At 55.3% G+C, this 12,719-nt stretch carries 12 protein-coding genes and 1 pseudogene; 2 read left to right on the top strand and 11 right to left on the bottom strand.

The annotated features are described in order from the left end of the window. The 3 genes from NKJ81_RS29370 to NKJ81_RS29360 form a co-directional block, all read right to left on the bottom strand. The coding region (locus NKJ81_RS29370; RefSeq protein ID WP_352542597.1) for an IS66 family transposase at positions 1-610 on the bottom strand (610 nt) is incomplete at its 3' end. A 73-nt stretch (positions 611-683) separates the two neighbouring features. Then, entirely contained in the window at positions 684-1,013 is a 330-nt protein-coding gene (tnpB, locus tag NKJ81_RS29365; RefSeq protein WP_352542596.1) for an IS66 family insertion sequence element accessory protein TnpB, read from the bottom strand. An 11-nt stretch (positions 1,014-1,024) separates the two neighbouring features. Continuing rightward, positions 1,025-1,405, bottom strand: coding sequence for a transposase (locus NKJ81_RS29360; protein ID WP_245274633.1), 381 nt, complete (start codon positions 1,403-1,405; stop codon positions 1,025-1,027). Between the two features lie 112 nt (positions 1,406-1,517). Between NKJ81_RS29360 and tnpC the strand changes: the two are divergent. Both tnpC and NKJ81_RS29350 read left to right on the top strand, forming a co-directional pair. After that, positions 1,518-2,318 (top strand): annotated as a pseudogene (tnpC, locus tag NKJ81_RS29355) (IS66 family transposase); the annotation flags it as partial. A gap of 2 nt (positions 2,319-2,320) precedes the next feature. Further along, complete coding sequence (locus NKJ81_RS29350; protein ID WP_352542595.1) at positions 2,321-2,554, top strand: hypothetical protein; 234 nt, start codon at positions 2,321-2,323, stop codon at positions 2,552-2,554. Between the two features lie 317 nt (positions 2,555-2,871). Here the strand turns inward: NKJ81_RS29350 and NKJ81_RS29345 are convergent, their stop codons facing one another. The 8 genes from NKJ81_RS29345 to NKJ81_RS29310 form a co-directional block, all read right to left on the bottom strand. After that, on the bottom strand, positions 2,872-4,161 hold the full coding sequence (locus NKJ81_RS29345) for an O-antigen ligase family protein (protein ID WP_352542594.1): 1,290 nt from the start codon (positions 4,159-4,161) through the stop codon (positions 2,872-2,874). Positions 4,162-4,211: 50 nt separating this feature from the next. Then, complete coding sequence (locus NKJ81_RS29340) at positions 4,212-5,471, bottom strand: tetratricopeptide repeat protein (protein WP_352542593.1); 1,260 nt, start codon at positions 5,469-5,471, stop codon at positions 4,212-4,214. Continuing rightward, the gene (locus tag NKJ81_RS29335; RefSeq protein WP_352542592.1) at positions 5,359-7,743 is read right to left on the bottom strand and encodes a GumC family protein; all 2,385 of its coding nucleotides are present in this window, start codon (positions 7,741-7,743) and stop codon (positions 5,359-5,361) included. Before NKJ81_RS29335 ends, NKJ81_RS29340 begins: the two co-directional genes overlap by 113 nt. A 49-nt stretch (positions 7,744-7,792) precedes the next feature. Beyond that, positions 7,793-8,551 carry a polysaccharide biosynthesis/export family protein gene (locus NKJ81_RS29330; protein WP_352542591.1) on the bottom strand — a complete coding sequence of 253 codons (759 nt, stop codon included), beginning with the start codon at positions 8,549-8,551 and terminating at the stop codon, positions 7,793-7,795. Positions 8,552-8,580: 29 nt separating this feature from the next. Then, positions 8,581-9,387: a tyrosine-protein phosphatase gene (locus NKJ81_RS29325; protein WP_352542590.1), complete on the bottom strand. Its 807-nt coding sequence runs from the start codon at positions 9,385-9,387 to the stop codon at positions 8,581-8,583. A gap of 516 nt (positions 9,388-9,903) precedes the next feature. Further along, positions 9,904-10,392, bottom strand: coding sequence for a hypothetical protein (locus NKJ81_RS29320; RefSeq protein ID WP_352542589.1), 489 nt, complete (start codon positions 10,390-10,392; stop codon positions 9,904-9,906). A 298-nt stretch (positions 10,393-10,690) separates the two neighbouring features. Then, the gene (locus tag NKJ81_RS29315) at positions 10,691-11,164 is read right to left on the bottom strand and encodes a hypothetical protein (RefSeq protein ID WP_352542588.1); all 474 of its coding nucleotides are present in this window, start codon (positions 11,162-11,164) and stop codon (positions 10,691-10,693) included. 384 nt (positions 11,165-11,548) lie between these two features. Next, positions 11,549-12,670, bottom strand: a complete 1,122-nt coding sequence (locus NKJ81_RS29310; protein WP_352542587.1) for an acyltransferase family protein — start codon at positions 12,668-12,670, stop codon at positions 11,549-11,551. Positions 12,671-12,719: the final 49 nt, after the last annotated feature.

The raw sequence follows: 12,719 nt of genomic DNA, 5'->3' as shown, positions 1-12,719 counted from the left end.
CCAGCAGCGCTTCGGTCGGAATGCCGCTTTCGATGATGCGGGCGGGCGCGGCTGCCTGGATGACGCCGTCCCAACCCTTGTAGGCATATTTGGGGCGACGCGTAACGATCACCCGGAACTTCGCCGGGGTGACATCGAGCCGTTCGGAGACGTCCTCGCCGATCAGGATCTTTTCCAGCGCTTCGCAGCCAGCAGGCGTTTCGGGCTCGATGACCACCTCGACCCGTTCGAGATGGGCCGCAAAGCCTTTGCGAGGGCGCGGGGCGCGCTTCGCTTTCGAGCCGCCCGCAGACTTCTCCATCTGCGCTTGGATGGCCGCCACGCCGGTTTCGATCTCGTCGAAGACCAGAGCGTACTGCTCCTCGCTCAGCGCACCGGCCCGTAACCTTTCGGAGCGGCTGCCGAAGCGCGACCGCTCCAGCATCTTCACCACCGCCGTCAGTCGTGCGATCCGCTCCTCGGCGCTCTTGTTGACCAACTCGAGATGCGTATTGTGGGCTTCGAGATCGGCATTACGCTCTTCCAGACCGGCGGCTTTTTCGGCCATGGCAACAACCATCGCCTTGAGCGCGTCAACGTCGTCCGGGAGCGCGAGATCGGGTGCCGACATGGCCAAAATCAGAGCATATTCGCGGGCAATTTTCCCGCGTTTTCAGCCCCCTGATTCATCATGCCGCAGGGTTTTACCCAACCGATTGCGGCCGCCTGACGGTCTCCGTTCGAACCCGTTTCCAGTCCATTCCGTCAACCAGAGCCATGAGCTGAGCATGATTGAGCTGGACCCGGTGGTGGCCGATCCGCGGCCAGCAGAACTTCGCCTCATCCAGCCGCTTGGCATAAAGACACACGCCGCTGCCGTCCCACCAGACGATCTTGATCCTGTCCGCTCTTTTGGCGCGGAATACATAAAGTGCGCCGTTGAATGGATCCGAGCCGGCATCGCGCACCAGTGCCAAAAGGCCGTCGGGACCTTTTCTAAAATCGACGGGATGACTGGCGACCAGCACCTTCACGCCAGCCGGGATCATGCCTGGCGAACCGCCCGGATAATCCGCACCAGCTGCTCCTCATTGATATCGGCACCGGCGCGAATGACCACGCCACCCAGCTCGATCTCCACCGACGCGGACGCTGTCGGCGTGACCTCGACAAAGCCGAGCCGCTCCGCATCCCTGTGTGGCGTGACCGCACCGCTCTTGATCGCCTTGCTCCGCCAGCCGAACAGCTGGGCCGGCGCCATCCCCGCTTGTCTGGCAATGGCCGATACATTCGCGCCCGGCTTCAGTGTCGCCTCGATCAGCCGCGACTTCGCTTCCGCCGACCAGCGCCGCCGCGGACGCTGCGGGCTTGCCTCCAGTCGGTTGGCAACCGCTTCAAGAACATGGAAACTTCTATCATCAGGCATAGGCGCAGACATAGAAATTGACACTGCAAGCTCCTCGGCTCCTTGCTTCAGTGTCAGTATGTCTCGCTCATCACCTCAAGCCGCGCCAGATGGGGTCAGCTTGGCGCTTACTGATGACCGACCGTTCGGCGGTGTCGATCCGCCGGCGGCGGTGTTCTATTATTCCCGCGATCGCCGAGGCGAACATCCCGCGGCGCATCTTGCCGGCTGGAGCGGCATTCTGCAGGCCGATGCCTTTGGTGGTTATGGCGATCTCTATGCGACGGGTCGTCAGCCGGCGCCTATTCTGGAAGCCAGCTGCTGGGCCCACAGCCGGCGCAAAGTGTTCGAGCTGGCCGATATCGAAGCGGCGGCGCGCAAGAAGGCGCACGGCGAGAAGCCCAACCTGGTCTATCCGCTGGCGGTCGAAGCCGTGAAGCGCATCGATGCCCTGTTCGATATCGAGCGCGCGATCAACGGCCTGTCGCCGGCCCAACGCCACGCCGTGCGCCAGGAGCGCAGCCTGCCGCTGGTCGCGGAGCTCGAGACCTGGATGATCGAGACGCGCGACAAGCTCTCGCGCGGACACGATCTGACCAAGGCCTTCAACTACATGCTGCGCCGCTGGTCATCCTTCGCCCGGTTCCTCGACAATGGGCGGATCTGCCTATCCAACAATGCAGCCGAGCGAGCCCTGCGCGGCATCGCTCTCGGCAGAAAGTCCTGGCTGTTCTGCGGTTCCGATCGCGGCGGACAGCGCGCTGCCGTTCTCTACAGCCTGATCGTCAGCGCCAAGTTGAATGACGTCGACCCTCAGGCCTGGCTCGCCGACGTCCTCGCCCGACTGCCCGCCTATCCGGCTCATCGGATCGATGATTTGCTGCCGTGGAATTGGAGATCCGCACAACTGCGGACCCAACCAGCGGCGGCCTGATCATGCAGCGCAATAAGGTGCATCACGTCTACACCGTCGAACGTGTCGCCAGGGACCTCGGCGTCAGCGAAGCGCTCATCCAGGACCTGACCCTCGGTCTCGAGCCCGAGGACGGCGTCATCTGGGTCTACGGCGCCAACGATGACGACGGGATCTTGGCCTTCACCGATGAAGGGATCGAGGAGGTCAAACTCCTCCTCGAAGAATATCATCGCGTCTCCCCAAAGAAAGCTTGACGCCGGCACCGCGGTGCTCAGGTGCTCATGGCCGCCGGATACACGTCTGCGGTCTTCACCGGATGGGTACCTTCGGCAAGTAGGCATCGGTGACCTCCATACAGCGCCTCGGCATCCGGGACGATGGCGAGGAAAACATGCAATAGCGAGTGAAGGGCCTAGACCATCAACGTCCAGGCCTAAGTGTGAAAACCGTTTCTCGTTGAAGGTGAGGAAGAAGAAGCCCCGCGCACCCCAAAAACATTTCGGCACGATTTCCCGCACGCCTTCGAGATGTCAAGTACCGACGAAACGGCGACTGACTGCAGTCGGCACCGCTAAAGCGATGCGGCCTTAACTGGTGACCTCCTCGACATTTCTACAGGAACAAACAGCTTGTCACCATCGTGGTCGATCTCGATCACCTCGCGCTTGCGGGTAAAACGTTCCGCAAATCCTTTGTGGAAGATGATGGCGTTCATATACGCGAACGTCATCGCCAGCGCCTCGGTTCGCAGCGGGTAGTCAACCAGCGAATGAATAAGAAGAAAAGATACTGAGAGAAATGCCGCCTTCTGCAGAGTATCGCGACGAACTCTAACCAATGCCGTCAAAAGCAAGAAAAAGTATGCTATCATCAAAGCAATAGCAGGGATTCCCCCTTCGAAGGCTATCTCAAGATAATCATTGTGGGCATGGTTAACATAGTTGTTGAAAATCATGCCTTCTCTCTCGTATATTTGATACGCTTTTTGAAAGTTGCCGAAGCCCACTCCTGTCGGCCAATTCTCCTTTATTCCTTCTATTGTGGTGCGGGCGAATTCTCCGCGCCCGAATGCCGGATCGACCACTTCTGCATCGATCTTAGTCCAAGCACCTATCGTGTAGATCGAAAGCCCTATGAAAATTAGGAGAATACCAAATCCACTCGCCCTGGAACGGGCTGAAAGAAAGATGACGGACAATACGGTTATCGCCAGTCCTATCAGAACACCGGCGCGGGAACCGGCTGCTAAAAGAAGCAGCAAAAGCGCGATCAAACCGAAAGATCCGGACAATAGGTGTCCGCGGAACAGACCGTAATAGACGACGAAGGGAACAGACACAAAAAGCAACGCCGAAAAATGATTCACATTAGCAAAAAGCCCGGCATTGATCGTAAAAGGCAACAGTCCTATAATAGCGATGTCCTCAGAGAGTGAATATTGAATCGCTCCCGCCAAACCGTTGCAGACAACACCCATGAAGAAAAACGGAAGAAGCGCGCTGACCTGCTCGGCACGTAAACGCAATACGGCTAAGAAAAACGCAGCACAGGCAAGAAGATAAAACAGACATTCGACCGTGCGGCCGACCCCAACGCTGATAAACCGAAATCGACTTTCTCCAATCCAGGGATATCCGAGCAGAAGCTCTGGCCGCAACCCGTTGAATATTGCCGCCGGCAGTGGGACGATTTGCAGAACTGCCAATGCTGCGGCTAAAATTAGGAGCCACAGAGCCGATTGCGAGCTTCTTTGGCCAGAGGTTTGGGTAAAAACGGCCGCCGCCGAGACAATTGCAGCAACCTCGATCAAAGTGTCCGTATAGAGGCCGCTCGCAGTACCACCGCCGATCAGCAGCGACATGAACAACACCGACCCGAGAAGATACTTATCCCATTCCGAAGGCCGGTCGTTCAAGATGGAAGTCTCTCGATGCTCAATTTGTGCATTGTCAGTGTACCAACATATCGAAACCGCCAGCTCTCGGCAATGGCGGCAGTCTGCAGCCTGAGCAACTGCAGCGGACACGCAGCCGGTCCAACCGAAAAATCCTGGCTGAGGTTCTGACGATTATAGGTGCCTTCCGGAATATTGAATCGCGCTATTTCTCCAGCCGGATCAACACATCTGATCGACCAGAATAATTCCTTTGGAAGCTTAAGATTCCTTGCGGAGGCAGCCAGGGAAATCCTGTAGGAGCCAGGAGGTAGCTCAATGTACTGCTCGAGAGCTGTGTTCTTGACTGGCGTATTCAAGAAACGGACCGTCGCCCCGCCCTCGCCCTCCACAGCATTTTGGGATGTCGCAAATGTAACTTCCAACCCCGATTGATCGCGGAGTTGCCAATCGAACGGTCTGCCGCTCGCCACTGGTTCGAACGTTCCATTGAAAATGTACCCCCCCAACTTTCTCTCTTGATCAGAGAGGCTGAACAGAAACAACCGATAAGCTGGTTCATATTTCTTTTGAAGGATATAGCCGCTAATCACCACGGAAAGTTCGCTCGATTTCGGCGGTGCAGTTGTGCCTGACAAATCAAGCAGAAGCCGATTTGCGAAGTCGAGTCCCTCGGGAGTTTTGCTAAGAGCCGCGATTAGCCTAGCCCTCCAGGGCGCCTCGGTCTCGATGGCTGTTAGCACAGCTTGGTACCCATCAGGATTCGAGAGAATTGCCGGCATGCCGTCAGCGATCGCCGGAAATTGGTCCGGCCATCGCCGTAGCAAAATGTCGATCTCGCCAATGGCCTTTGTCAAATGGCCTATTTCTACGGCTCGGCTAATGGATCTCTGTAACGCATGGATTTCTGTTTTGGACAGTTTTCTTGCTTGATCAAAGAGAGCATAGGCTTCGTCCTGTTCGCCCTGCCGATATTTGATCTCGCCGATCAGGCTATAGAGACGCGCGTCCGCCAGATCAAAGCGAAGCGCTCCACGGGCCTTGGCAAGCAATAAATCAAGATTGGGAGGATTATTCGTGTCGTTCAGGTCGCTGGTGATTTCAGCTATCAATGCATCAGCGTTGAACGGATCCAGCGCAAGAGAGACGGCCGGCGTTTCAGTTTCAAGAAATCGACTTAGCCCGATCGAGGAAACCACCAACACTAGAACGGATGCGACGAACCAGGCGACTGAGCGCCGGAGATTCTGCATAAGCGGGCTGGCCTGCTCCATCATCGACTTTGCCCTCAATCTTCGGAGTACCCGTGTCCGTGCCGTAGTTGTAGTACTGGTAGTTCATGTACTTGTATGCGTAGTTGTAATCGAACTTATTCACCGCAAACTTGGACATCGCAGCGCCGACCACGTTGGCGCCCGCTGCTCGCAGGCGCTTCAACGCCGTCTTAGCCGACTTACGCGTCACTTGATTGGTAGAGATCACCATCAATGTGCCCTCAGCAAGCCGGCTGAGGATCGGCGCATCCGAGAGGCCGACGATTGGCGGCGCATCGATTATGACGAGATCGAAGCGCTTGCCAAGATTTGTGACGATCAGAGCCATTTTCGGTGACGAGAGCAGGTCCGCGGGGTTTGGTGGGATTGTTCCAGACGTCAGGACGGTCACGTTGGGATACTTCGTCGCCCTGAAGATGCTGGCCAGATCCTCCTTGCGGACGGTATTTGTTAGCAGATTGCTGAGCCCAATCGTATTGTCCAGGCCAAACAGGCGGTGAAGGTTCGGCTTTCGAAGGTCGCCGTCGACAATAAGCACTCTTGCACCTAGCGCCGCAAAATCCTGCCCAAGCTTGAATGATGTCGTAGACTTGCCCTCGGAGGGCTCCGAACTTGTGACAACCAGCGATCGTGGCGCGCCTTCCGCACCCGAGAATTGCAACGATGTTCGAAGTGAACGGTAGGCTTCCGACAAGCCGGACTTCTGGTCGGCGATACTGGCCATGAGTTCTCGGTCGTCGACGAGTGGCAAGATGCCAAGCATCGCCAGCCCCAGCTCTTTTTCGACCTGTTCAGGGTTGGTGAAGGTGTTGTTCAATAGCTCAATGACGTAAATAACCGATGCGCTCAGGACCATGAAAAAAGCAAGGGCGATCGCTACATTGATAGTTAACCGAGGAGAATATGGGTGATCTGGCAACGCCGCGAAATCTACCACTGCCGCGCTTTGCGTCTTGAGTTCCGAGCTGACACCGACTTCATTCAGCTTGGCTATAAGATTGTCGTACTGCGACCGATTTGAATCGACTTCGCGTTTCAGAATGGTGTATTTGATGTTCTTGTCGTTGAAAATAACCTGCTGCTTTTCCATTTCGGCAAGTTTTGCCTTAAGGTCAGCCTCCTTGTTCTGCGCTTCCTGGTATTTCAACCGAAGTGAATCCGTAATGGCAAGCACGCCGTTGTTATAGAGACGCTGCAATTCTTTTATCTGAGATTGAAGCTGTTGCATTTCTGGAAAACCAGGCTTCAGAATGCCTAGCTTCTGTTGATACTGGCTGGTCAGGTCAGCCAGTTTTTCGCTAAGCTTCTGCAAGCCTTCGCTTTCCAACACGGGAGAGAGGCTCGCTCCACGACCTTTGTCTATCTGGTCTACCACCCGTCCCGCATCGAGACGGTCCTGGATTGCCGTCGCAAGCGCCGTGTTTAGCGCCTCGATGTTCGACCCTATCAGCGATTTGTCGTCACCGGTTATCGTGATGCCCGCATCCTTCGCATAAGCGACCAGCTCTTCTTCCGATTTCTGAAGCTTCTGCTTCACCTGTAAGACCTGCTCCTGAATGAACTGTCGCGCCAGGTCGGAGGTCTCACTTGTCTGATCGAGACGTTGATCAATAAAACTTTGCGCAACCTGGTTGGCAACGTCGCTGGCATATTTCGGTTTCTGATCGACGAACGTGATCGACAGCAGGCTCGTGTTGGGAACCAGATTGACTGTGAGATCATTTAGAACACGTTTGATTGCAATTTCCTCGCGCTGCTCTGGAGTTTTCTCCTGAATGGAAGGCGATTTTGACATTCCGAACGCGCGATAGAAAATATTGCTAACCGAAAAGTCCGGCGTGGGGAACAAGAAATCCGGCTTTTCGGTGAGCCCCAATTGAAACACAACCCGCTGGGCCAACGCCCGGCTTTTGAGCTTCTCGCGTGCAGTCTGAAAGGCTCGTACATCGCCGTTTTCAGACACCACCTCAATATCCTGGAAAACCTTGGCCGAAGGCACCAGAACCTCCAATTGAGTTGTCGCCTGATATTTTGGCGTCTGCATCATTGTAACGACAACGCCGGCAACAAGCCCGGCTGCCGCAAGCATGACGATCAGCCACCGATATTGGACAACGTAAAAGAGCAGTTTGAGCGGGCTAAAGCTCTCGTCCTGTTCCGAATAATCGCGACCGTACGGGCTAAAGTTTTGCGCACCGTCATAATAGAGGTCGGCGGACAAGGCCTGGCCATGTCCTGGACCTGCGATTTGATGCTGCCTGTTGCGATCGAGCATGGTGCGAGGTGATCCTAGGTTTTCTGTCCTGAATTTCTACCGCCGTGAATCACAAGCCGGGGACCACAGCAAGCCGGGCTGCACTTGACGCGACGCCGAGGGCGTCCTTGAGATTGTTCATGGCAATTTTCGATTTCGAGGCGAAGACCACAATCTTGTCGCCACCATAGATGCGCGGATTGCGGCTTTTGCCACCGCGAATCTCCTCGACGTTGTAATTAGCAACCAATGTATTTGGGCCAACATTGCGATAGACAAAAACCTTTTTTGCATCCCCAACGGTATTGAACCCTCCAGCGAGGGCGATCGCATCGATGAGAGAAGAATTGCTCGACACTGGATAAATACCGGCCTTGTTGACTTCGCCGTCGACGGTAATGCGCTGTCCGATCGATTCTTTGACGAAAATCGTGACGTCGGGAGACTGCAGGTATTTGGACCCGTAGGCGGTCTCGATCTCCTGCTCCAACTGACGGACGGTCTTCCCTGCTGCGGTAATCGTGCCGATAAGCGGAAGCGAAATCTGGCCGCCAGAGTCGACTTGAACCGTTCTGTTCAAGTTGTCGACCTGAAACACATTTACCTCGAGCACATCGTTCGGCGACAGAGGCTGCTCGCTGCCATTCTGTGTATTTTGCGGCGCAGGCAGTTCCTTCACCACCTGTAGAGCGCCGCCGCCCGAAAGTGGCGCGGATGATGATGTCAATTGCAGCGCATCGACCGCACCCGAAGAGGATGGGGTCGTCGACGAGGTGCTCGTGCATGCCGAGATTGCCAGTGGTGCAAGCAAGGCAAATATTGTGGCCATATGTCTTCTTGCGAAACGGAAAAAGCGCATCACTCAGTCCCGCCCTTGAACAAGCGGCCCAATCCAAAACGGCCGGCGTTGCGGGCATTAGGTTTTTTTGGACGTGCTTTTCCGACCGGCTCGATGGGCCGGTTCGCCAATATTTCGCCTGGACGTTTCAACACCATGTTACGGGCCTCGTCTTCCCCACATCGCTTGGCAGCAGCAGCAACCGCCTGTGAAAGCCCAGGACGCCGGCGTGTAGCGCTATGCGTGTCCGATGCGATGATGTCCACCCTGCCCTCGTCAATCAGCTTTTCCGAATAATAGAGGGCCGTGCGTCCAAAAGCACCAACAATCGAGTCTGCGGTAAGCTGGATAAGACAACCCACTGCATTCAACCGCTCGATAACGTCGTAATTCGTTTTGATCCAGGTCAAACGCTCAGGATGAGTAAGAATCGGGATGAAACCGGCGTTTATTAGGCGTAGAGCAAGATCCTCCATTCGTGGAGGTAGAACATGATGCGGCGGTTCGAACAGAAAATAGCGGGACCTGTTTAAGGTCGGCACACTGCCGGCCGCCAATTGATCCGGAAGATCCGGCGCTATGTGAACATCGGCGCCGACGTAAAGAGCAAGCGGTATGGCGGCGCTGCGCAGCGCCTGGTGCAACTCTTGAACCGCCCGGACGATGTTCGATGTTCCGTTTTCGTATACGCCCGGCGTCACGTGCGGCGTGCACGCCATGTGGGTCGTTCCGTCGGCCACCGCCAGTCGAGCCATTTCCAGCGATTCGGCAAGACTGGACGAGCCATCGTCGAGGCCGGGCAAGATATGGGAATGCAGATCGATCATTGGCGTTTGTGATTGCAACGAAGCAACGTTTGGACGTCATCCCCAAAAAATGTACATGCGTCACCCGCAGGACAGCGAATGACGCATTTGTCAAGTTCATGCAATACGATGGATGCCAGGTCCCGGCTACTGGCGGACAGAGTTGTCGTCATCATGCAGGCCGATGATCAGCGCCGCATCGGCCGCAATAGCTGCGCCTGATGTATCGAGCGCTACACACATGCTGCCTCCACAGGACTCACTTTGATCGTCGCGTTTGCCGGACCTCGCATCCGAGACTTGCACCAACACACAGCCGCGAAGTGAAAGATTGCTATTCGGCCATAATGTCTGGATAGACCGGCACTCCGCCCTTCATCCCGGCATGCTCACTAGCCTCATACATCCGCGTGTCACCTTGGCTTGAGCGATCCGACTGATACACCGGCTACACGCCAAGGGCGTTCTGTCGCCAACAATAGACACGCAGCAGAAGCGCCATGCGCCTCTGCTGCCGTTGCCCTATTTGCGATCAACTTAGTCGCTAACGGCGTGGCCGTGATCTTTGTCCGCCGTCGCAGCCAGAATACCAGCCCCAAGAGCCAGACCGCCAAAGATGAAGAGGGGCGTATTGTTATTGGAAGCACCCGTCGAATTGCCCGTTTGGGCGGTGTGCTCAGAACCGAGAACATTGAGGCAAATCTTGTTCTCGACGCGGGAGATATCAAGGGTCGAATTGGCCGGCACGCTCACATTGCAGCTGCCAACATTAACCGAAGCCGACCCCTTGCCGCCAACTACGACGCGGCTGCCGAAATCCAGCGCGCCCCCCGCTTGTGCCGGGCCATAGCCAGCGACCTGCGAGACCATCACATTGCCGTTGACGTTCCCGATCGATCCAATCGGATTTACGCCCGTATAGGCAGTTGCACAGGTGCACGACCCATCCTGCGCGAAAGACGATACCGGAGCGAAACCGGCCAACACAACAAATCCGGCCAACGCACTTTTCACAACTAGGTTCATCCGCATCAATCCTTCTGTCCCAGGTTACCTGAGGCCCACCCAGCCATTAAGGTACTGAAAAGCGCCTAACAGCTTTTTGCGCCAATTCCAACCCATTTCGCAGATGCGAGATAATTTTTGGTTTCGGTGTGGTTGATCGAACACACTATTAGAATATCGTAATTTATCATCTTTACAGCCGACCACTATTGCAGGTTGCCTGCGAGGCTGCCACCATCGCTCCAACGCTTCACACAGGTCTGCAGCCGACCATGTCCTGATAGCGTCGGCCCGGCCCTTCTTGCGTTCGAGACAGGAGCTACGAGCCTGGCGCGCAAGACTTGTAGGTCGAGCCGGCCTGAGCCGGCTGTCCGCACAGGATGCCGGCCTCGACAAGTTTCGCAGCCAGATCCGTGCCATCGGACGTCAGGCATTGCACAACGAGGGCGTCACCAAATTTTGCCGCGATGTTGCCGTCGCAAGGTGTCCCCGCGCCGACAGGTTTGCATGTCAAGGCAAGCCCTTGATAGTCCCGTCGCGCAGCCTCGGTGACCATGGCGCGGATGGACTGAGGCTTGGTGACTGCGACGCCGCACAGCACGATCTTGCGCCCGGCGACACGCAAATCATCGATTGATCTGATGGCAAGCTGTCCAGCAAATGGCTCAAGCACAGCGGACTGGCTTAAAGGCCGCGCATCCAAGTCTGTTCCTCTTTTAACAATGATGACAAGAAACCAAACCGAAAATGCGCAGGCTATCAGCGCAAGCAAGCCTATCTTCTTGATCGGCAAAATTTCTTCTCCTTTGCAATCGCCATAGATATTGTCGCCAAGCTCCGTCGGAACGACGCTCCCGCAGAGAGTGGCAGACAGGCCATCGTCGACTTGGCTGTTCGGTTGCGACCGCGGCAAAGCGGCAGATGATCGGCGTATCTTTGCAGGCCTGGACCCGTGCGACCCTTGCCTCAATCGGAGGCAGCCGATGCAACGGATCAGCGGATCAGCGCCTAACGCCCGCGACAAATCCGGCCAGCCCCGCAAGTTGCCGAGCCACCCGTTTCGTCGACCAATCACCCTGCTGAGCCTCAACGCGCATCAGCAGCGACGCTGCTGACATCTACGCCGGAGACCCGCCTACGTGGCCACACCATCGATCTCAAGCCGATTGCGGACGTGTCACGAGCGGCTTTCTGCTTCCGCGGCCGTGATAGCAGTCTTGCCGACGGGTAGCAGGGGAACTCGCATGCGTCGAGAAAGCCATTCCTTCAGGCCCCTATCGAAGCGATTGGCGAGCGGATGGAGACCAGCTGCCACACCTACAGCGACAATTATGTAGTAAAAAGTCGAAGTCTGATGTCCGCTCACCCGTTCAAAAGCAGAAATTAGCACATAATGAACAAGATACACTAAGTATGATATATCTCCTAACCATCTATCCACGCGCATATCTTTCGTCGCATCAAATATAAACGGAACAAACAGGACCACCAAAAGTATAATTGGAATTCCTTTCCCAGGCACGTCCACAGCACCACATAGAAATATCGCAAAAATAAGGGTGATCCACATTATTCTGCCAATCGCTTTCGAATTTTCTGGGCGAAAGGCACGATGAACTTGATAGCTAATGCTACCCATGAGGAACACGGACAATTCAGCAGGAAAGAACCTGTAGGACCATGGATCTTGGTTCCCGACGTATAAAAAGATCACCACCCTCGCGGCTAGCGACAGAGCACATAGAATGCTCATGGCTTTTACTGACCTAACTAAGAAAGGCGCTATCAGGTAAAACATTAGCTCAAGAGGTAACGACCACGCCTGCGCAATATAATGAAACTCAAAGAACTTTGGAGACTGATTATGAAAATTTGCGGTGAACTCCATTCCTTTAGAACCAGGGTAGGAGAACATCATAATGTCCGAGCCAACTATCCCTATATTGGTCACAAACATGAACCCCTTACTAAGCACGGTCCATTCGGATGCAATTATTTCTGAAAAAATATTGCGACCAGCAGCGAGCATTACTATAAATGCGAATGCAAGGGCTATCCAATATCCCGAATATATCTTCGATAGCCGCGCGATATAAAATGGAATGGCGGAATCGTACTTGTTCACAAGCACCAGTGACATGTAGAAACCGGAAAGGACGAAAAAAGCTTCGACAGCCGTCCGCCCGCCCGCCAAGCTTCCGACTATTGGCAACCCGCCAGCGTGGGAACAGAGTACCGACAAAGCCAGTAAAAATCGAATTAGCCCCACAAATTTCCCCACAACGTTAGCTGGCTGCATTAATGGCCAATATTTGGCCGTTTGACGGAAGCATGGCCGGATCGCCAGG

Source organism: Mesorhizobium sp. M0018, assembly GCF_040323955.1.
Classification (GTDB): domain Bacteria; phylum Pseudomonadota; class Alphaproteobacteria; order Rhizobiales; family Rhizobiaceae; genus Mesorhizobium.
This window is presented reverse-complemented; position numbering and strand designations above follow the sequence as displayed.

What these genes read in the sequence shown, in the direction of transcription:
- NKJ81_RS29360 (WP_245274633.1), bottom strand. Translation starts at nt 1,405, where the DNA reads ATGCCTGATGATAGAAGTTTCCATGTTCTTGAAGCGGTTGCCAACCGA.
- NKJ81_RS29350 (WP_352542595.1), top strand. Translation starts at nt 2,321, where the DNA reads ATGCAGCGCAATAAGGTGCATCACGTCTACACCGTCGAACGTGTCGCC.
- NKJ81_RS29345 (WP_352542594.1), bottom strand. Translation starts at nt 4,161, where the DNA reads ATGTCGCTGCTGATCGGCGGTGGTACTGCGAGCGGCCTCTATACGGAC.
- NKJ81_RS29340 (WP_352542593.1), bottom strand. Translation starts at nt 5,471, where the DNA reads ATGATGGAGCAGGCCAGCCCGCTTATGCAGAATCTCCGGCGCTCAGTC.
- NKJ81_RS29335 (WP_352542592.1), bottom strand. Translation starts at nt 7,743, where the DNA reads ATGCTCGATCGCAACAGGCAGCATCAAATCGCAGGTCCAGGACATGGC.
- NKJ81_RS29330 (WP_352542591.1), bottom strand. Translation starts at nt 8,551, where the DNA reads ATGGCCACAATATTTGCCTTGCTTGCACCACTGGCAATCTCGGCATGC.
- NKJ81_RS29325 (WP_352542590.1), bottom strand. Translation starts at nt 9,387, where the DNA reads ATGATCGATCTGCATTCCCATATCTTGCCCGGCCTCGACGATGGCTCG.
- NKJ81_RS29320 (WP_352542589.1), bottom strand. Translation starts at nt 10,392, where the DNA reads ATGAACCTAGTTGTGAAAAGTGCGTTGGCCGGATTTGTTGTGTTGGCC.
- NKJ81_RS29310 (WP_352542587.1), bottom strand. Translation starts at nt 12,670, where the DNA reads ATGCAGCCAGCTAACGTTGTGGGGAAATTTGTGGGGCTAATTCGATTT.